The sequence below is a fragment of the Acidimicrobiia bacterium genome, assembly GCA_040880805.1.
GTDB lineage: Bacteria > Actinomycetota > Acidimicrobiia > IMCC26256 > DASPTH01 > DASPTH01.
Map to the genome: position 1 here is coordinate 54740 of JBBDHW010000048.1, position 18342 is coordinate 73081.

General features: G+C 67.6%; 20 protein-coding genes. 13 read left to right on the forward strand and 7 right to left on the reverse strand.

Annotated elements, in window-relative coordinates:
• Positions 1 to 76 precede the first annotated feature (76 nt).
• The 11 genes from WD271_13125 (at position 77) to WD271_13175 (ending at position 9425) form a co-directional block, all read left to right on the forward strand.
• Entirely contained in the window at positions 77 to 769 is a 693-nt protein-coding gene (locus tag WD271_13125; protein ID MEX1008772.1) for a response regulator transcription factor, read from the forward strand.
• Entirely contained in the window at positions 766 to 2190 is a 1425-nt protein-coding gene (locus tag WD271_13130) for a HAMP domain-containing sensor histidine kinase (protein ID MEX1008773.1), read from the forward strand. The genes WD271_13125 and WD271_13130 overlap by 4 nt, the downstream gene beginning before the upstream one ends.
• A 32-nt stretch (positions 2191 to 2222) precedes the next feature.
• Complete coding sequence (locus WD271_13135; protein ID MEX1008774.1) at positions 2223 to 3008, forward strand: pyridoxamine 5'-phosphate oxidase family protein; 786 nt, start codon at positions 2223 to 2225, stop codon at positions 3006 to 3008.
• Between the two features lie 23 nt (positions 3009 to 3031).
• Positions 3032 to 3433 (forward strand): VOC family protein, encoded by a 402-nt coding sequence (locus WD271_13140; protein ID MEX1008775.1) that lies wholly within the window; start codon positions 3032 to 3034, stop codon positions 3431 to 3433.
• Positions 3434 to 3458: 25 nt separating this feature from the next.
• Positions 3459 to 4571 carry an FAD-dependent oxidoreductase gene (locus WD271_13145; protein MEX1008776.1) on the forward strand — a complete coding sequence of 371 codons (1113 nt, stop codon included), beginning with the start codon at positions 3459 to 3461 and terminating at the stop codon, positions 4569 to 4571.
• A gap of 106 nt (positions 4572 to 4677) precedes the next feature.
• Complete coding sequence (locus WD271_13150; protein MEX1008777.1) at positions 4678 to 5964, forward strand: aromatic ring-hydroxylating dioxygenase subunit alpha; 1287 nt, start codon at positions 4678 to 4680, stop codon at positions 5962 to 5964.
• 5 nt (positions 5965 to 5969) lie between these two features.
• On the forward strand, positions 5970 to 6599 hold the full coding sequence (locus WD271_13155) for a hypothetical protein (GenBank protein ID MEX1008778.1): 630 nt from the start codon (positions 5970 to 5972) through the stop codon (positions 6597 to 6599).
• A 49-nt stretch (positions 6600 to 6648) separates the two neighbouring features.
• A complete protein-coding gene (locus WD271_13160) occupies positions 6649 to 7431 on the forward strand; it encodes a phytanoyl-CoA dioxygenase family protein (protein ID MEX1008779.1) in 783 nt (260 codons plus the stop codon).
• Positions 7428 to 7853, forward strand: coding sequence for an HIT family protein (locus WD271_13165; GenBank protein ID MEX1008780.1), 426 nt, complete (start codon positions 7428 to 7430; stop codon positions 7851 to 7853). The genes WD271_13160 and WD271_13165 overlap by 4 nt, the downstream gene beginning before the upstream one ends.
• A complete protein-coding gene (locus WD271_13170; protein ID MEX1008781.1) occupies positions 7850 to 8425 on the forward strand; it encodes a hypothetical protein in 576 nt (191 codons plus the stop codon). The genes WD271_13165 and WD271_13170 overlap by 4 nt, the downstream gene beginning before the upstream one ends.
• Positions 8426 to 8468: 43 nt before the next feature.
• On the forward strand, positions 8469 to 9425 hold the full coding sequence (locus WD271_13175) for a GNAT family N-acetyltransferase (GenBank protein ID MEX1008782.1): 957 nt from the start codon (positions 8469 to 8471) through the stop codon (positions 9423 to 9425).
• Positions 9426 to 9581: 156 nt separating this feature from the next.
• On the opposite strand, the gene WD271_13180 is transcribed toward WD271_13175, so the two are convergent.
• The 4 genes from WD271_13180 to WD271_13195 all read right to left on the reverse strand — a co-directional run bounded on the left by WD271_13180 (position 9582) and on the right by WD271_13195 (position 13269).
• Entirely contained in the window at positions 9582 to 10748 is a 1167-nt protein-coding gene (locus WD271_13180) for a thiolase domain-containing protein (GenBank protein ID MEX1008783.1), read from the reverse strand.
• Entirely contained in the window at positions 10745 to 11809 is a 1065-nt protein-coding gene (locus WD271_13185; GenBank protein ID MEX1008784.1) for a lipid-transfer protein, read from the reverse strand. Before WD271_13185 ends, WD271_13180 begins: the two co-directional genes overlap by 4 nt.
• Positions 11809 to 12792 carry a hypothetical protein gene (locus tag WD271_13190; protein MEX1008785.1) on the reverse strand — a complete coding sequence of 328 codons (984 nt, stop codon included), beginning with the start codon at positions 12790 to 12792 and terminating at the stop codon, positions 11809 to 11811. Before WD271_13190 ends, WD271_13185 begins: the two co-directional genes overlap by 1 nt.
• Positions 12793 to 12900: 108 nt before the next feature.
• Positions 12901 to 13269: an alpha/beta fold hydrolase gene (locus WD271_13195; protein ID MEX1008786.1), complete on the reverse strand. Its 369-nt coding sequence runs from the start codon at positions 13267 to 13269 to the stop codon at positions 12901 to 12903.
• Positions 13270 to 13303: 34 nt separating this feature from the next.
• On the opposite strand from WD271_13195, the gene WD271_13200 reads away from it, so the two are divergent.
• Positions 13304 to 14053, forward strand: coding sequence for an SDR family oxidoreductase (locus WD271_13200; protein MEX1008787.1), 750 nt, complete (start codon positions 13304 to 13306; stop codon positions 14051 to 14053).
• A gap of 28 nt (positions 14054 to 14081) precedes the next feature.
• Here WD271_13200 and WD271_13205 read toward each other — a convergent pair whose 3' ends face one another.
• Positions 14082 to 15785, reverse strand: a complete 1704-nt coding sequence (locus WD271_13205) for a hypothetical protein (GenBank protein MEX1008788.1) — start codon at positions 15783 to 15785, stop codon at positions 14082 to 14084.
• 69 nt (positions 15786 to 15854) lie between these two features.
• A complete protein-coding gene (locus WD271_13210; protein MEX1008789.1) occupies positions 15855 to 16316 on the reverse strand; it encodes a nuclear transport factor 2 family protein in 462 nt (153 codons plus the stop codon).
• 40 nt (positions 16317 to 16356) lie between these two features.
• Between WD271_13210 and WD271_13215 the strand changes: the two genes are divergently transcribed.
• A complete protein-coding gene (locus tag WD271_13215; GenBank protein ID MEX1008790.1) occupies positions 16357 to 17130 on the forward strand; it encodes an SDR family oxidoreductase in 774 nt (257 codons plus the stop codon).
• Here the strand turns inward: WD271_13215 and WD271_13220 are convergent.
• Positions 17127 to 18341 (reverse strand): cytochrome P450, encoded by a 1215-nt coding sequence (locus tag WD271_13220; GenBank protein ID MEX1008791.1) that lies wholly within the window; start codon positions 18339 to 18341, stop codon positions 17127 to 17129. The genes WD271_13215 and WD271_13220 overlap by 4 nt on opposite strands.
• Position 18342 lies beyond the last annotated feature (1 nt).

Below are 18342 nucleotides of genomic sequence, written 5' to 3' on the forward strand. Positions count from 1 at the left end.
TCGGGGTCAGCCCTGGGCGGCGTACGGACCGAGTTTCTTACGTGTCCCTTGCACGCACTGCGTACTGTCTCGGGCTATGAGCGAGGACGGCGCTCCACGCGTGCTGGTTGCCGAAGACGACCGCAGCGTCCGCGAGTCGCTGCTCCGCGCGCTCCGCCTCGAAGGGTACGACGTGACCGCGGTCACCGACGGCGAGCAGGCGCTCGCGGCCGTCGAGTCCGACCCGCCTGATCTGCTCGTGCTCGACATCATGATGCCCAACCTCGACGGTCTCACCGTCTGTCGCCGCCTGCGCGCTCGCCAGGTCGCGATGCCGATCCTGATGCTCACCGCGCGGCACGAGGTGTCGGATCGCGTGACCGGGCTCGATGCCGGCGCCGACGACTACCTGGTGAAGCCCTTCGCCCTCGACGAGCTCTCGGCGCGCATGCGCGCGCTGCTCCGTCGCACGAGCGTCTCGGGCAGCGACGACGTGGTACGGGTCGGTGACCTCGTGCTCGATCCGCTCGGCAGAACCGCCGAACGCGCCGGACGCTCGCTCGATCTCACCAAGACCGAGTTCGACGTGCTCGAGCTGCTGATGGTAAATGTCGGCATCGTCCTGACGCGCGAGACGATCTACGAGCGCATCTGGGGCTACGATTTCGAGACGAGCTCGCGCTCGCTCGACGTGTACATCGGGTATCTGCGAACCAAGACGGAGGCCGACGGAGAGCCTCGCCTCGTGCACACGGTACGCGGGGTCGGCTATCTGATCCGGAAGCCATGAGCCTGCGTTGGCGGATCGCGGCCGCGCTCGGCGTCGTCGCCGCGCTGGTGTGCGCGTTCGGCGCGATCGCCGCGTACGTGTCCACGTTGCAACAGCTCGAGAACAGCGTCGACGAATCGCTCCTCGCCCGAGCCACCGACCTCTCGCGCCTCCGCGTACCAGAGGACCGCGGTGGCGAGCCCACGACCACTTCGTCAGGCGACGACGGCGACGACGCGGGGTTCCATCACCCGACCGGTTGTCCGTCGCCGTCTGAGTTCGCGCCTGCCACCTCCGCGCAGTACGTCGACGTCGACGGCCAACGCAATTCGTGTATCGAGGGAAGTCCGAAGCTCCCGGTCGACGCGACCGATCGCGCCATCGCCCAGGGTACGGGCGGTGCATCCCGCCTCCACACTGTGAGTGTGAACGGCGAGCGCTACCGAGTCCTGACGGTCGCACGAATCGACGGCGGCGCGTTCGAGATGGGGCGCAGCCTCGATGAAGTCGACAGCGTGCTGTCCTCGCTGCAGCTCCGCCTCGGCGCGATCGGTGTGGTCGGCGTCGCCGCCGCGGTGCTCGCGGGCTGGCTGATCGCCGGCCGGATCGTGAAGCCCATCGGCCGGTTGCGCGTGACGGCTGAGGACATCGCCCGTACCCAAGACCTCACGACGCCCGTTCCGATCACGGGCGCGGCCGAGATCGGCAGCCTCGGGCGCAGCTTTACCACGATGGTCGACGCGCTCGCGACCTCGCGGCGTGAACAGCAGCGCCTCGTTGGGAATGCGAGTCACGAACTGCGCACGCCGCTGACGAGCCTCCGCACGAACGCGGAGCTGCTCGCGCGAGCCGACGAGCTCGGCCCCGGGGAGTACGACGACGTGGTGGAAGGCGTGCAACTCGAGGTGCAGGAGCTCTCGGACCTCGTGTCGGAGCTCGTCGAGCTTGCGGGCGACAGTTCCGGAAGCGACGAGGCTCCCCAAACGGTGGACCTCGTCGATCTCGCACGCGACGTCGCCACGCGTGCCCGCCGCCGGAGCGGGCGCGAGATCGAGGTCTCCTCCTCCGGTACCACCACCGTGCTCGTGCGGCCCCAGATGATCGAGCGCGCCATCGGCAACATGGTGGACAACGCATTGAAGTACAGCCCGGACGGAGCTGCGGTCGACGTCGCGATCGACGGCACGCGGCTCGAGGTGCGTGACCGCGGCACCGGGTTCGCCGACGTCGATCTTCCGCACGTGTTCGACCGCTTCTACCGTTCGGTCGAGGCTCGCACCGAGTCGGGCTCAGGTCTCGGGCTCGCGATCGTGCAGCAGGCCGTCGAACGGCACGGCGGCACAGTGTGGGCGGCGAACCGTCCCGACGGTGGCGCGATCGTGGGGTTCGAGCTCCCGAAGCCCGCGCCGACACCCGCGGTCACCCCCACGCCGTCGTCCTGACCCGCGTTTCATACCTGCTTTAGTCTGCCGATATGGTCGAGAGGGAAAGGGCAGTGCGTCGCTACCTCGAGGCTTCCAGCACCGGGACCGATAATGCTTTTGCCGCGCTGAGTGCAGTACTCGCCGACGCCGTCGCGCTCACGAGCCCGCTCGGGAACGGTACCGGGCGCGACGTGTTACTCGACGGGCTGCGCATGTTGCAACCGATGCTCGCGCCGGCAACCTGGTCGGATCCAGCGGTGGATGGCGACGTGGTGACGGTGTCGGCAACGCTGCCACCGGGGTCGGTGCTCGGTACCGCCGTGCTCACGTTCCGCTTCGACGGCGACGGGAAGATCGCCGAGTTGCAGCAAGCTCTCACTCCGGGTGCGCCGCCGCCGGCAACCGAGGCGGCGCTCGGCGACGAGATCTCGCAAGCGATCAATGGCGCGCTCGACAACGGCACTCCGGTGATCGCGGCGTACGTCGACCGCGACGGGCAGCCTCAGCTGTCGTTACGCGGCACCACGCAGGTGTACAGCGCCGATCAGCTCGCGCTCTGGATCCGCAATCCCGAAGGCGGGCTGATCGCCGCGCTCCCTGACAACCCGCGACTCACGTTCTTCTACCGCGACCCGGCCACGGGCGCGAACTACCAGATCCAGGGACGCGGGCGCGTGGTAGCCGATCCGCGGGTGCGCGACGTCGTCTTCGACAACAGCCCCGAACGCGAGCAGGCAATCGACCCCGAGCGACGGGGAGTGGCCGTGGTCCTCGACGTCGACCGCGTCACCGGCCGCGGCCCGAGCGGCTCCGTGAACATGCAACGCGGGGCTTGACCCGATCGCGTTACTGTCCCGGGATGACTGCGAAGCAGGGAGTTCAGCGTTTTGGTCCCGTGCTCGTCTATGACGACGCGGACAAGGCGATCCGATTCCTCACACAGGCCTTCGGCTTCACCGAGCAGGCGGTGCATCGGACACCAGACGGCGCCATCGCCCATGCCGAACTTGGCTACGGCGGAAGCTATGTAGGCCTGTCGGACCGGGCCAAAGGCGAGGAGTCGATCTTCGACCTGGGTCCCTGTGCCATTTACGTCGTGGTGGACGATCCGGACGCGCACCACGCTCAGGCCGTTGCGGCGGGCGCCGACGTGGTGTATCCCCTCACCGACCAGGACTACGGATCTCGCGACTACGCGGTCCGCGATTCCGAGGGCTTCGTGTGGTGCTTCGGTACCTACGTGCTCGGCTCGAGCGAGTAAGCGGGTTCGTCGCAGCGAACGACGCATGAGCGACTCGGCCGATGTCGTGGTCGTCGGTGGTGGCCTGGTTGGAGCGGCTTGCGCGTACGAACTCGCACGCGACGGCCACGACGTCACGCTGGTCGACCGCCACGACGTGGGTCGCGCCACCGATGCAGGTGCCGGGATCCTCTCCCCGGAGACACTTGGTGGGACGGCGCCGTCGTTCGTCGATCTCGCCGACCTCGCCGGCGAGCACTACCGCGAGCTCGTCGGCGTCCTTGCCGAGCTCGGAGCCCCTGATCCGCGCTACGACGTGTGCGGTGCACTCCGCGTCGCATTCCGAGAGGGCGACGACGAGTCCTTCGCCGCGAATGCGAAGGCCAGCCTCACCCGCCACCCCAACGTGCTCGAACGCGTCACCGTTGACGAAGCGCGCAGCATGTTCCCGCCATTGGGTCCAATCCGTGATGCACTGTTCAATACCCGCGGTGCACGCGTCGACGGACGCTCCCTGGTTGTCGCGCTCGAGTTCGCCGCCCGCGCCCTCGGGGTGGACTGGCGAGCCGGCGTAGCGGGTCAGCTCGTCGTGGGCCGCGGCCACGTCCGTGCCGTCGAGACTCCAACCGCGACCATCAACTGCGGCGCAGTCGTGATTGCGGGCGGAGCTTGGACGACCGAGCTCGCGAGCTCGTTCGGAATGCGTACCGGCGTGCGTCCAGTGCGCGGTCAGATCGTCCACCTCCACCTCGACGCCGACACCGGTTCGTGGCCCGTGCTTCAGCCAATCCAGAGTCACTACGTGGTGCCATTCCGCGACGGCCGCCTCGCGCTCGGTGCGACCGTCGAGGACGTCGGCTTCGATGCGCGGCCTACCGCGAGCGGCCTCCGCCAGTTGTTCTCGGAAGGACTCCGACTCAGTCCGGGCCTCGCCGACGCGACGTTCCTCGAGGTACGCGTGGGACTGCGTCCAGTCAGCGACGACGATCTGCCGATCATCGGCGCACTCCCCGGGGCGGAGAACGCATACGTGGCGAGCGGCCATGGTGCGAACGGGCTGTTACTCGGGCCGGTCACTGGGCGCGTGGTGGCTGACGTGGTGAACGGACGGGCGCCGTCCATCGATCTGACTTCCTTCTCGCCCGCTCGGTTCGAGTGAAGGGTTGAGCCTGGTATCGAACGTATGCTCGTCATGTCAACCCAGTCATCGTTTGGCGGTAGTTTCGTCGGCTCATCGAAAGGTGCTGCGAGCAGGTGACGACGGCATGGACGCGCTGATCCCCAAGGAGCGGTACCTGTCGCGCGAGTTCCTCGACCTCGAGTACGAGCGGATGTGGTCGCGTGTCTGGCAAGTCGCCTGCCGCGAAGAGGAGATCCCCGACGTCGGCGATTACGTCGAGTACACGATCGGCGACGAATCCGTGATCGTCGTGCGGAGCGAGCTTGACACCATCACTGCTCTCCCGAATGCGTGCCTCCACCGCGGCACTCGCCTCGCCCAGGGTGAAGGCCACGTAGCCGACGGGTCGTTCCGGTGCCCGTTCCACGGCTGGCGGTACACGCTCGACGGTCGGGTCGTTGAAGTCGTCGACGCAGATGATTTCGACGCGATCCCGGATGAGCTCGCGCTGTGCCCGGTCCGGGCCGAGCGTTGGGGCGGTTTCGTCTTCGTCAACCTCGACCCTGACGCCGAGCCGCTGCTCGACTTCTTGGACCCCGTTCCCAAACTCCTCGGCCCGTATCACTTCGACCAGATGAAGTTTCGCTCGTACCTCACCACGGTGATACCGGCGAACTGGAAGGCGGTCGTCGACGCGTTCAACGAGGCGTACCACGTGCAGACCGGACACGAGCAGGTGCTGCCGTGGACCGACGACGTGAGCATCGTCTACGAGTCTCTCGGGAACCACGCGCACTACGGCCGGCTACCGGGCGCGCGCCGCACGCTGCAGCCGAGCCCGCGCCTCGGCCTCACCGAGGACCAGTTCGACGAGGGCGAGATTCTCGAGGGGATGGTCGCCAACCTCGGTGGCGCGTTCCTGCGCGACGAAACCGCGATCGTGGCCGAGCTCCGCGCCGCCGATCTCCCGCCCGGCGCGTTGCTCGGGGTCTTCCAGGGGCGGCGGATGGAGTTGTTGGCGTCGCGCGGCTTCGACGTCTCCGGTCTCGAGCCCGACCAGATGACGAGCGCCGACGACATCTACTTGTTCCCCAACATCGTCGGACCCGTCTACCCGGGGAGCGCGATCCTGTTCCGGGTACGACCCGACGGGCACGACCCCGACCGGGCGATCATGGACACGTGGGTCCTCGCGTGGCCCGACCCCGAGCGTGAGTGGACGATGCCGACGCGGCACTGGTACGCCGACTGGCACGAACGCGACTGGGGCACGATCACTACGCAGGACTACGAGAACCTCGGCCGCGTGCAGCGCGGGATGAAGTCGCGCGGGTTCGAGGGCCTCCGGCTCAACCCGCGCCAAGAGGCCAACCTGTTGCACATGCACCGTGTGCTCGATCGGTACCTCTCCACACCTCTGTTTCACGGGTGACCGCCGTGGGACCCGAACCCGGGCTGCTGGTGCGGTTGGTCTCGGACGTGTTCGGCGAGCCCGTCGCCGTTCGCCAGGTCGATCGCCTCGCGCCGTGGTTCGTCGCGCGAGTCCACTTGGCCGCGTCGGCCGCGGACGTCCTGCCCTTCTCGAACGGCGATGCCGGCGCCAACAACTTCTTCGTCGACGGGAGCGACGGTCGCATCATCGATTGGGAATGCGGCGGGTATCGGCACGCGCTCATCGATGCCGCGTCCTTCTACGTGCCGGGGCCGATGTGGATGACCGTTGCGAACCCGACAGCGAGCGGCGCCGATGACGCTTACCGCACCGCGCTCGCGAGCAGTGTCGGAGCAGCCACGGACGACAACGTCTTCGCACAGGGCATGGCCGGCGCCTGCATCGTCATGGCAATCGAGCGGCTCCAGCGCCTTCCGAAGCTCGACGCGCGCCCCGCAGGGCACGAGAGCAGGGCGCAGATGGTGTCGACCCTCGATGCCGCCGCTCGTGCAGCCGAGCAGTTCCGCTCCTTCCCACATCTCGCCGGCTGGGCCCGCGCCACCGCCGTGACCCTGCGCCGCCGCTGGCCGGATTCCGACCACGACTTTCCCGACGCGTACACGACCCGGGAGTGAGCCGGAATTTGCGCGCTCGCGGGACGACGATTCTGCAAGTCTTGATCCGATGCAGACTGCCGAAGCGCAACGCACGTTCGAGCGGACGGGAATCCTGCGACTACCGGACGCCTTCACTCGCGATCAGGCCGCGGCGATGGTCGACACCGTGTGGCGGTTCATCGAACGCAAGACGGAGTTTCGGAGGAACGATCCGGCCACATGGAGCGAACGGCTGGGGCTCAGCTTCAAGTCCCTCAAGCGGAACCCGGTCTTTGCGCCTCTCGTCGACAACGCGGCGGTACTCCATGCGCTGGATGTGGTGTTCGGCCCAGGGGGCGCGGAGGCTCCCAAGCCGGGTGCGCAGGTGTTGTTGACGTTCCCGAGCCCACCGCCATGGCAGCTGCCGCATCGCTCGTGGCACATGGATTGCGGGTTCGACCGGCCGACGTGGCCGACCTTCGCGGTCAAGCTGTTCGCGTGCATTGGCGAGGTGAGGCCCGAGGGCGGGGCAACACTCGCGCTCGCTGGTTCGCACCGCCTGGTCGAGCGGTACGCCTCCACGCTTGCTCCGACGGAACATGGCGGTAACCAGGTTGCCTGGGGTCGCTTCATGAAGCAGGACCCTTGGCTCCACGAGATCAACAAGCCCGGACCCGAACCCGAGCGCACTCGCCGGCTCCTGGGCACAACGCACGAGGTCGACGGGGTCCCGATCCAGGTCGTCGAGATGGCCGGTCAACCGGGCGACGTGTACATCACCCACATGCACGTGTTTCATTCCGGGGCCCCGAACGTCAACGATCAGCCTCGCCTCATGGTCGGCAAGGGGATCGGAGCCGGTGGCGAGTGACCGATTGTGTGTTCTGTGACTTGGTTGCGGGCGCGGCGCGCGCGAGTGTCGCCTACGAGGACGGTGCGACGTTGGCAGTGCTCGACCCGCGCCAACCACGTGTCGGGCACATGCTCGTGATCCCCAAGAAGCACGTCGAGAACGTCTTCGACCTCGACACGGAAACCGGGGCCGCGATCATGCACACCACGACCGTTGTGGCCCGCGCAGTCCGTCGAGCGTTTGCTCCTGACGGTGTGAGCTTGTGGCAGTCCAACGGCACCGGCGCGGGTCAGGAGGTCCCGCACTTCCACATGCATGTCATGCCCCGCTGGTATGGCGACGCCCTGCTGCGGATCTACCCCGACCGACTGGCACCGGTCGATCGCGCGGAGCTCGATCATCAAGCGGCGAAGATCCGCGAAGCCATCGAGGCGCGATGAGCCCCGGGACGCGGCTGCGCGCGACGTTCCCGAAGACGACGGATGGCCCGAACGTCGCGGAGTACGCATGGTCGGATGGGCTCACCGCGACGTCGCCGTCGAACGGACGGCCGGGACGGCTGCCCCATGACCTCGGCCACTACATCATCGAGTCGCAGGTCGATGTCCCGTACGGGTTCTGGGCACTCACGGCTCGGCAAGCGCCGTTCAAAAGCTTGACCCTGGTGCGCGGTCGATGGCCTCGCCGGAAAGTCGAGTGGTTCGAGCGGGTGAAGCGCAAACACCAGGGCGAGATGCTGCAAGCCGAAGCGATCGGGATCGTGGGCCGGCTTTCACGCGGCGAGCTCGACATCCACCGCGACTGGAAGTCCATCAGGCGCCAACTCACGCGCGCGTATGCGTACGAGTCTGACGGTCCCTTCGCTGCGCTGACCCAACGGGACCTCGCTGCAATGGTGCCGTTCCACGACGAGCTGCATCGGACTTGGGAGGCCGTGCCCGTCGGCGGCGCGCTGCAAGTGTCATGGCCAAAGATGAACGGCCCGCTGGTCTTGGCGTCGTACCCGCGCTGACTGCTCGGTGAAGGCAACGGATGTAGATGCGTACGCTTGCGCGGTGGCGGTTGGCGTCTCGGGAAAAAGGCTCGACCGAGCCGACGATCTTCGGAGGATGCAGCGGCTGTCCGCGAGCGTGTGGCGACGCGATCCGTCCCGACTGAACTTCGAGACCTCGTTTGGCACGTTGGCGTGGGATCGAGGCAGCGAGAGACCTACACGGTTGTTCGAGCGCGGTGACGACCTCTGCGGCTGGGCCCGACTCGTGCCCGGTTACCGACGAATCCGGCGGATGGGCGAGTTCGACGATGCACCGCCCTCACTCGTCTGGCAGGTCGATCTCGATGATCCGGGTCACGACGACGTGCTCGGTTCCATCATCTCCTGGGCTGAGTCGCGGACCGATCAGCCGCTGATCACCTCGCACACCGAAGCCGATCGCGAAGCCGCGACGCTGCTCGCTGATCGTGGATACGTGCCAGACGCGACCGAGCCGTTCAGCCTCTACCTGCAACAGCCGCTCATTGATCACGAGGAACCGACGCTCGAGGGTTACTCGTTCGTGACGATGGCGGACCTCGACGATGTTGACGCTCGCGCTGAGGTCCACCGGCGTGCGTGGGACGGCTCGACGTTTGGCAGCGACGACATGAGGACCGTCATGTCCACCTGGCCGTATCGCCCGGCGCTCGACTTCATCGCAGTGGCTGCTGACGGAACGCTCGCGGCCTCGGCGATCGCGTGGTTCGATCCCGCCTTCGGCTACGGCGAGTTCGAGCCAGTCGGAACCCTGCCCGAACATCGCGGACGCGGCGTCGGGAGTGCGCTCCTCAGGTTCGCGCTCGCTCGTCTCGAGACCGAAGGCGCGTCCCACGCAGTTGTCGGGGCGCGCGGCGACGACGACTACCCGCTCGCACGGCGCCTGTACCAGTCGGTCGGGTTCGAGGTCGTTGCTCGGCAAATGATCGTCGGCCAGCCAGCCGCCATCGCTCCTTCGGTACCGTCTTCTGATGGCTGATCGGCCCGACATCACCCGCAGCACCGACCTGTTGGTTGCGCTGCTCGGGCGACGCACTGGGCGAGGAACGTGTGAATGCGTGTGTTTGGGTGCGGAAACCGCTACCAAACGCGCGCGTTTGGCCGGAGTGCTGTTCGCAGTCGACCGACGCGTGACCTACCCGAAGGGGTCGAGGGAGTTCGCGACGATCCACATGGCGAAGTACTGCATGTTCGCGCCGTAGGCCTGTCCGAGTGCGACGTTCGCCCCGTCCACCTGGTGCTCGCCGGCCATGCCACGCACCTGGAGCGCGGCCTCGGCGAAGCGCAGCAGGCCCGACGCGCCGATCGGGTTGCTCGAGAGCACGCCACCCGAACAGTTCACCGGGAACGCGCCGCCGATCTCGGTCTCGCCGCTGTCGACCATCTTCCAACCCTCGCCGACTTCGGCGATGTCGTGACCTTCCAGCCAGATCGGCTCGAACCAGCTGAACGGAACGTAGAGCTCGGCCATGTCGATCTGTTCACGCGGGTTGGTGATGCCGACCTGGCCGTAGAGGTCCCACGCGCAGTCGATCGCGCCCTGCGGTCGGACCGCGTCCCGTCCGGGGAAGCTCCCGGGCTCGCTGCGCACCGCGGTGCCGAGCACCCACGCGGGCTGACGGCCGTCGCTCGCTGCCGCGTTACCTCCGTCTTCGTCGGTGAAGATCACCGCGCACGCGCCGTCGGACGATGGACACGACTCGAGGTAGCGAATCGGCTCCCACATCATCGGGGACTCGCGCACCTTCTCGATGGAGATGTCCGCGATCTTCAGGTGCGCGTACTCGTTCTTCAGCGCGTTCTGCCGGTCCTTCACCGCGACCTGCCACCCGATGTGCTCGGGCGCGCCACTGCGGTTGATGTACGAGCGGATGAACGGTGCGAACGCTCCACCCGCACCGAGGCTCGCGCCGCGGCCGCTACCGAGCGCGAACTGCGCGTTTCCCTCCGACTGCTTCTCGAACGCGACGGCCATCACGCGCGTGTGCACTCCGGCCTGCACGTGGTGCGAAGCCACGATGCCGGTGGTACCGCCGACACTGCCCGCGGTGTGGACGCGGAACATCGGCTTGCCAGTGGCGCCGAGCGCGTCCGACATGTAGAGCTCGGGCTTCATCACGCCCTCGAACAGGTCGGGCGCCTTGCCGAGGACGACCGCGTCGATGTCGCTCCACGTCATCTGCGCGTCGTCGAGCGCGCGGACGGCAGCTTCCCGGATCAGGCCGGGGAACGACACGTCGCGCCGGCGCGGCGTGTGGTGCGTCTGCCCGATGCCGACGATGGCGGTTGGTTGGAAGCTCACGAGTCGCCCTCCAGGATGCAGACGAGATTCTGTTGCAGGCACGGACCCGATGTGGAGTGGGCGAGGGTGCGCTGCTTGTCGCCTTCGACGATGTGGCGCGCGGCCTCGGAGATGCGCACGAGGCCGGTGGCCATGATGGGGTTGGCTGCGAGCGCGCCACCCGACTGGTTCACCGGGACCGAATCGTCGAGGCCGAGGACCTCGCGCAGGAGGAGCTCCTCGTGGGTGAACGCAGCCTGCAGCTCCGCCAGGTCGATGGGGCCGTCGCCGATGCCGGCGGCCTCCGCGGCGATGCGCGTGGACGGGGAGTCGGTGAGCTCGCGCAGCGCCGGATTGTGGCACTCGGTGCGGTGTTCGAGGCCGGTGATCCACGCGGGACGCTCGCGAAGCTGCTCGGCGCGACGCGCGGTCGCGAGCACCACCGCGCACGCACCATCGGTGATGGGTGGCAGGTCGTGGCGACGGAGTGGTGCGCGCACGTAGTCCTCTTCGAGCAGCTTGTCGACATCGAAGTTCCCGGTGACCTGTGCGTGGGGGTTCGACTTGGCGTCACGACGGCTGCGCACCGCGACCTCCGCCATGTCGCGCTCGGTGATCTTGCCGGCGTCGATCAACGCGCGCGCTTGGAGTGCCGCGAAGGTCAACGGGTCGACGCCGAGCGGCGCGAGGTAGTACGGGTCCATCTCCATCGGGTAGATCAGCGCCGGGTTCGCGGTGGACGAACGGCCCGAACCGGTGACAACTGCGATCTCGATGTCACCGTGGTGCAGGCGGAGCCAGGCCTCGTACATCGCCCACGCGCCGTCCATCTCCACGTGTGAGTCGCGCTTGGGCGGCCACGCGCCGATGGCGTCGAGGTTGCCGACGAACGAGAACGTCGCGCCCGAGATGTAGTCGCAGCTCCCCGCACACGTGAAGTCGACGTCGGCGCGGGTGAGCCCGACCGGCTCGAGCGCGTCGGTGATCGCGTGGAGCAGCAGCTGCGTCTCGGTGTTCCCGGTCTGACGGACCATGGGCGTCGTCGCCCAGGACACGATGGCGATGTCGGTGTCGTTGCGCATCAGAGCACCTTGTTCAGGAGGTCGGGGCTGGTGTCGTCGGGCTCACCGGTGGGGATCCAGCCGACGAGGCCGCTGATCATGCTGCGCCCGCCGTCGTCCTCCCGCTCCGCTTCCGACGCCCACATCGCCGCGACGCGAATGCCGGGGTGGATCTCGGCGACCGGCACGTCGATGAGTCCCTGGTAACCGAGGACGACGTCGACGCCGTCGAGCCGGATCATCACCCGAGCGAACGCTTCGGTCTCGGTCTGGCCCGGGTACTGCACCGGCGTGACGATCGTATAGTTGCTGACGACGCCGCGCTGGGGGAGGTCGACGTCGTGCTCCGGCGTGAGCTCCACCGCGTCGATGGGGCAGTAGCCACGCCCACCGGCGTAGATACGCGCGCAGACCGGGCATTGCTGCCCGAGCAGCCGTTTCTCCTTGCCGGCCGCGCCGGCGCGCTCGGCGTTCTCCGAGACCGGGTTCCGGTAGGTGATGGAGGCGAAGTACTCCATCATGGTCACCGGCTCCTCGGGTGCTTCCCCGGTGTCGCCCTCGGGGATCTCGGGGTCCTCGCCCGGCACGAAGCATTCGATGTCGTTGATCTTGCCGATGCGCTCGGCTCTCCAGCGCGGTGCGACGCGCATGCCGGCGGACATCGCGTCCATCGTCCCCGCGTCGACCGCGTGGATCATCGAGTTGTGGGCGCCGTCGAGCTGGATGCACGCGAACGCGAACGACCGGTCGAGGGGGTGTTGCTCGGTGGGCTCGGGCACCCACGTCCAGTTGGTGACCGTGCCTGCGGGACCCACCTCCACGAAGTCGGGCGCGAGCTCCTCGCCCGTCTGCGGATCCCACTCGAGCGGGGGCGCGAGGACCTTGTTGCCGTTCCGGATGCCCAGGATCTTGCGTTCGACCAGCGCGGTCATGAACGCACCGAACACGGGTCCGAGCGAGCGTTTGTACGGGAACTGGATGCGGTGTTCGACGAGCCGCGGCACGTTCCACCCCCCAATCTGTCGACCTCACCACCGGGCTACCCGGCGGCAGGCGCAAATCTAGAGGCGCGGCCCCGGCTCGGTCACTTCGGCCCAGTCAATTCTCTTGGGTCAGCCCCGAGCCACGCGATGCAGGATCGCGGCCATCTCTTCGGGGTGGGTGACGGCCGGGATGTGGCCGGTGTCGAGCTCCACGACCGTCACGAGCTCGGGGCTCGGCAGGCGGCCGATCATCTCGTCCTGGAGCTCGAGCGGCGTGACCGGATTATGCGCTTGTTCACTGCGGGCCGGGATACCCGGCCCGCAGTCGACGGTGAGCGTCATCGGATCGGCGGGCTTGCCGCCGCGTCCGGGAAGGTCGATCGCGAACACAGGGGAGTCGAGGTACGGAACCAGGCGATCCCAGAACGAGGACGACGACACCCCGCCGTGGATCAGTACGAAGGTGACGTCGGCGTCCGGCTTGTCAGGCGTCGCCATCCTCGGAGTTCACCACAGTTCCTATAGTCCCGGTATGACGGGTCCGCTTGCTCGCAAGGTCGCGCTCGTGACCGGCGCGGGGCAGGGCGCGGGGCGGGGCGTGGCGGACGCCCTTGCGGAGGACGGCGCGAAGGTCGCGGTCGTCGGGCGCACGTTGTCGAAGCTCGAGGCCGTCGCGAAGGAGATCGAAGGGCGCGGGGGTTGTGCAGTCCCGCTGCGCTGCGACGTGGAATCGGCCGACGACATCTCCGCGACCGTCGACGCGGTCGTCGAGCAGCTCGGCACCGTCGACGTGCTGGTGAACGCGGCGCATCACAACACGCGCGACGGGCGTTTGCTCGATGTCGACGAGCGCGACGTCGAACTGCTCTGGCGCACCGGACCGCTCGCGACGTTGCGGTTCATGCGCGCCTGTCATCCGCACCTGAGCGGCGGCGGCAGCATCGTGAACTTCGGCTCGGGCGCGCAGTACGCGCCCGAGGGCTATGGCGTCTACGCGGCAACGAAGGACGCGATCCAGGCGATCACGCGCGCGGCCGCGGTGGAGTGGGGACGCGACGGCATCCGCGCCAACGTCATCGTTCCGCACGTCACCTCGCCGTCGATGGAAGCGGCGCTCGAGAATCCCGAGCGCCGGGCGCGATCACTCGCGAGCATCCCGCTCGGCCGGTTTGGGCAGCCCGCCGACATCGGACGCGTGGCCGCGTTCCTCGCCGGCCCCGACGCGTCCTTCGTGACCGGCCAGGCGATCCTCGTGGACGGCGGCATGAAATATCACCGCTAGGTCGACACGCGGCCACGACCGCGGCGATCTAGAGATTCAGGTCTTGGCTCGCGGCGGGCACGATGTCGCTGGTACCGCTGCTGGGACAGCCGGTGCACACGTATTGCGGGAATTTCGGCTCCGACGCCGGGACCGTGTCGAAGCTCTGGACCGACTTCGACGCGTTGAACCACGCCTGCTTGCCCTTCGGGAAGTGACCGGCGACGTAGCGCTGTCCGTTGTTGAGGTACATGTAGTCGCCCTTGCCAACGCCTCCGATGTTGAAGTTGGCCTGACCGGTGATGTCGGGGTTCCACCACCCGAGCGCGGAGCCTCGTGGTGTGATCTGGCCCTCGGGCACCGTGACCGCTTCGAACGTGGACATGCTCTTGCTGTAGTAGCCGCCGACCGCACTTCCCTGCGGCAGCGGCTTCTCGATTGCCGCCTTGTTCAGCTTCGGGCCTGCATAGTGGATGCGCGTGTAGAGCCCGCCGAGATCGGCGGCGGCGCCCTGCCAGCGCGTGCCCTGGTCGGTGCCCCAGAACCACTGGAAGGCCTGGCTCAGGACGTCGGGCTGTCCCTTCACGTAGGGGAGGAACCATACGAGTCCGAACGCGTGCGACCACACTTCCTGATCGAAGCTGCGCGCGAGGATGTCGAGGTCGTCGTACGGATATGACGTGACGACGACCTCGGGGAACCAGTCCTGGTTGTTCATCGCCTTCGACGCCGTACCGGTCGCGGTGTTGTTCGAGAACATGACGAGCGTGGTGACGCCGGCGTCTTTCAACTTGGTGATCAGCGTGGGGAGCTGCTCGGCGACGTCACCTGCTGATCCTGCGTTCGCCACGCTCTCGTTCACCGGCACCGTGTACTCGGCCTTCGACGCGAGCTTCAGCCCGAACTTCTTGAGCTGCTGCTCGAAGAAGGCGATGTTGAAGTTGCTGGCGTAGAGCGCTCCGTACACGCGCGGCTTGCCCTTCAGATCACCGCCGGCGAACTCCGCCTTGCCGCCCTTCAGGTACCTGCCCATGATCTCGGCCGTGTTCAACCCGAACACCCGGGTGGCCTGCTTCGGGTCGGACGCGGGCTGCGGCGACACGTAGGGCACACCACCGTTGAGGACGGCCTGCTCGAACACGGGTCCGCCGCCCACTGCAGGCGTGCCGATGCGTGAGGCAGCGTCGATCACCGCGAAGGGCTTCATCGCGTTGACGGCGACCGCGTCCGCCCGCTGCGCAGTCTCGTCGGTACCGGTCGACTTCACGAACTTGAATTCGACCTCGCGTCCCCACGTCTCGAAGACGTGCTTGTACATCTCGTTCTGGTCGATGAGCGCGTCGACCGCACCGTCGAGGTCGTTCTGACCCGTGGCCTGGTTCGTGTAAAGGCCCGAGCGGCTGCCTGCCTGTTCGGGGTTGAGCAGGTTCCACAGCACGACCAAGAGGATCTTGTCCTTGGTGACGCCCTGCGCAGTGGCCCCGCCGTTGTTGGCCCCGTCCTTCCACGCCTTGACGCAGAGCGGGGCGGAGTAAGTCTGGAATCGAACTCGCTTGACCGTCGGATCGCACTGGGGATTCTTCAGCGCCTGGGCGCTGCCGACGCCGGGGTCGTTCTTGGCGAGCGAGCTCCCTGCTGCCGCGGTCCCCGTACCGAGGCCTGCCAGCGTCGCGCCAACCAGCGCGCACAACACTGTCCCGATCGCGGGCCGAACCCGCGTGCCCTTCCGGCGACCCATTTTCCCCCCTGTCACAGATTTCGATGCTCGCTCGGCATTGTGACCCATTGGGTGGGCCAAAGGCAACGCGCCCCCGGCTCGCCTTCAGGGCCGGTTCGCGGTGCGCGTCTCGGTCCAGTCGGTGATCAAGCGCCGCTCGTCGATCCCCCAGCTCCCGTTACGGCGGCTATACGTGTCCTGGTAACGGATCATCATCACGTGGTCGGTGCCGCCGTGCCGGCTGGGCGAGAGGTGATGGGCCAGGCAATAGACCTCGCCTGTCGCACGGTCCCCGTCGAGCTCGTACCGCGTGTTGCCGACGAGGTGGAACGTCTTCTCGTAGCGGGCGATCAGCTCGGTGACGTCGGCGAGCTCCGCATGCCCCTCCCGCGTCGCGGTGACGATGCTCGGGTCGGCGTGGTCGAGCAGCACGAGTACGCCATCGGGATGGAACACGGCGAGGAACGCATCGCGGTCGCGCCGGTCGACGGCCCACGCGTATTGCTCGCCGAGCCCGCGGAGCGCGAGCCGGTCGGCGATGTCGCGAGCGTCGGTCTCGTCGACCATGGGCACCCCACTTCTCCGCGAGTGCGCGAACCTATGCGCGATGACTGAAGACTTCACTGCCCGGACCGGAGCGGCCGTGGTCACAGGGGGAAGCGGCGGGCTCGGTTCGGTGGTCGCACGGATGCTCGCGGCGCGGGGGAGCGACGTTGCACTTACGTACCGCTCGAACGGCGACGCCGCGGCGGCTGTCGTCGCGGATGTGAAAGGCGAGGGCCGTCGAGCACGCGCGTGGCAGCTCGACCTCGTCGACGCCGAAGCAACTCGCGACACCCTCGCGCAGATCGCCGAACAGTTCGGTGGGATCCACGCGTTGGTGCACGCCGCAGGCCCGCACGTACCGCAGATCCACCTCAGTCGCGTCGACCCGGCCCAGTTTCGCCAACACGTGGAAGAAGAGGTCGTTGCCTTCTTCAACCTCGTGCACCCCGCCCTCACGTTCTTGCGCGACACGCAAGGCTCCATCGTCGCGGTGACCACCGCCGCGACGCGTCGCTACCCGGTGCGCGACGGTCTCTCGGCCGGTCCGAAGGGCGCGATCGAAACCCTCGTCCGCGCGTTCGCGGCGGAAGAGGGTCGCTACGGCGTGCGCGCCAACTGTGTCGGCCCAGGAATGCTCACCGACGGCATGGCCGCGCGTCTCATCGCGTCCGGCGACCTCGACGACGCCGCGCTCGAGGTGACGATCCGCAACATCGCATTGCGCCGGTTCGGCGAAGCGTCCGACGTCGCCGAAGCGGTGTGCTTCCTCGCGTCCGACCGTGCCCGCTTCATCACCGGCCAGCTCCTCGCCGTCGACGGTGGCTACGGCATCTAGGGAGCGAGCTTCTCGGTGGGTGTGAAGCGCACGGGCATGGATTCGGGGCCGACGATGAAGTTCGACGCGCGGAACTCGAGCGGCTCATCGGTTGCGAGCTCGATGTCGGGCAGACGCTTGCTCAGCTCGTCGAACATCACGTTCAGCTCGAGCCGGGCGAGCGACGCGCCGAGGCAGAAGTGCGTACCGAAGCCGAAGGCGAGGTGCGGGTTCGGGTCGCGACGCACGTCGAAGCGGTACGGATCCTCGAAAACAGCCTCGTCGCGATTGGCCGACGGGTAGAGCAGGATGAGCTGGTCGTCCTCGTGGAGGGTCTGGCCACCCACCTCCACCTCGCGCGTCACCGTGCGCGACATGTTCTTGATCGGCGTGACCCACCGCAGCAGCTCTTCGACGGCGGTGACGCGCCCCTCGGCGTTTGCGTTGGCGAGGATGGCGCGCTGGTCGGGGTTGTCGATGAGGGCAAGCATGCCGGTGCTGATCACGTGGCGAGTGGTCTCGTCACCGCCGATCAGGATCAGCAGCGTCTCCTGCACCAGCGACTCGTCGTCGAGTTGCTCGCCGTCGATCTCGGCGTGGCACAGGATGCTCACGAGGTCGTCTTGCGGAGGCTTGGCACGCCGGTCGGCGATCACTCCGAGCTGGAACTCGCGGAAGCCCATCGCGGCGTCGCCCGACTTTCGCATCGTTTCCTCGTTGGGAGTGCCGGTGGTGCCGCGGATGAGGTCGTCGGACCAGCGCAGCAGGTCGTCGTAGGCCTCTTCCGGGAAGCCGAGCATGTCGGCGATCAGCAGCAACGGCAGCGGCGCCGCGATGTCCCACACGAAGTCGCACTCCCCACGCTCGCACACGTTGTCGATGATCTGCGTGCAGATGCGGCGGATGGTCGGTTCCTTGTCGCGCACGCGCTTCGGAGTGAAGCCGTGGTACACGAGCCGGCGGCGGCGCGTGTGCATCGGGTCGTCCATCGAGATCATCATCGGAAGCCCGCCGCCGTGTGGGCGCGGGCTCCGTTTGCTCGAGAACGTCTTGGCGTCTTTTTCGATCGCGAGGACATCGGCGTGGCGGGTGATGCCCCACACGTCACGTTGCTCGTCGTAGTAAACGGGAGCGTTGTGGCGCATCCACTCCCAGAGGTCGTGCGGCTCGTGCGAGTACCAGCGCCCGTCGAGCAGGTCGATGTCGTCGCGGACGGGATGCGTCGCGGTCACT

What these genes read in the sequence shown, in the direction of transcription:
- WD271_13125 (MEX1008772.1), top strand. Translation starts at nt 77, where the DNA reads ATGAGCGAGGACGGCGCTCCACGCGTGCTGGTTGCCGAAGACGACCGC.
- WD271_13130 (MEX1008773.1), top strand. Translation starts at nt 766, where the DNA reads ATGAGCCTGCGTTGGCGGATCGCGGCCGCGCTCGGCGTCGTCGCCGCG.
- WD271_13135 (MEX1008774.1), top strand. Translation starts at nt 2,223, where the DNA reads ATGGTCGAGAGGGAAAGGGCAGTGCGTCGCTACCTCGAGGCTTCCAGC.
- WD271_13140 (MEX1008775.1), top strand. Translation starts at nt 3,032, where the DNA reads ATGACTGCGAAGCAGGGAGTTCAGCGTTTTGGTCCCGTGCTCGTCTAT.
- WD271_13145 (MEX1008776.1), top strand. Translation starts at nt 3,459, where the DNA reads ATGAGCGACTCGGCCGATGTCGTGGTCGTCGGTGGTGGCCTGGTTGGA.
- WD271_13150 (MEX1008777.1), top strand. Translation starts at nt 4,678, where the DNA reads ATGGACGCGCTGATCCCCAAGGAGCGGTACCTGTCGCGCGAGTTCCTC.
- WD271_13160 (MEX1008779.1), top strand. Translation starts at nt 6,649, where the DNA reads ATGCAGACTGCCGAAGCGCAACGCACGTTCGAGCGGACGGGAATCCTG.
- WD271_13170 (MEX1008781.1), top strand. Translation starts at nt 7,850, where the DNA reads ATGAGCCCCGGGACGCGGCTGCGCGCGACGTTCCCGAAGACGACGGAT.
- WD271_13185 (MEX1008784.1), bottom strand. Translation starts at nt 11,809, where the DNA reads ATGCGCAACGACACCGACATCGCCATCGTGTCCTGGGCGACGACGCCC.
- WD271_13195 (MEX1008786.1), bottom strand. Translation starts at nt 13,269, where the DNA reads ATGGCGACGCCTGACAAGCCGGACGCCGACGTCACCTTCGTACTGATC.
- WD271_13200 (MEX1008787.1), top strand. Translation starts at nt 13,304, where the DNA reads ATGACGGGTCCGCTTGCTCGCAAGGTCGCGCTCGTGACCGGCGCGGGG.
- WD271_13210 (MEX1008789.1), bottom strand. Translation starts at nt 16,316, where the DNA reads ATGGTCGACGAGACCGACGCTCGCGACATCGCCGACCGGCTCGCGCTC.
- WD271_13215 (MEX1008790.1), top strand. Translation starts at nt 16,357, where the DNA reads ATGACTGAAGACTTCACTGCCCGGACCGGAGCGGCCGTGGTCACAGGG.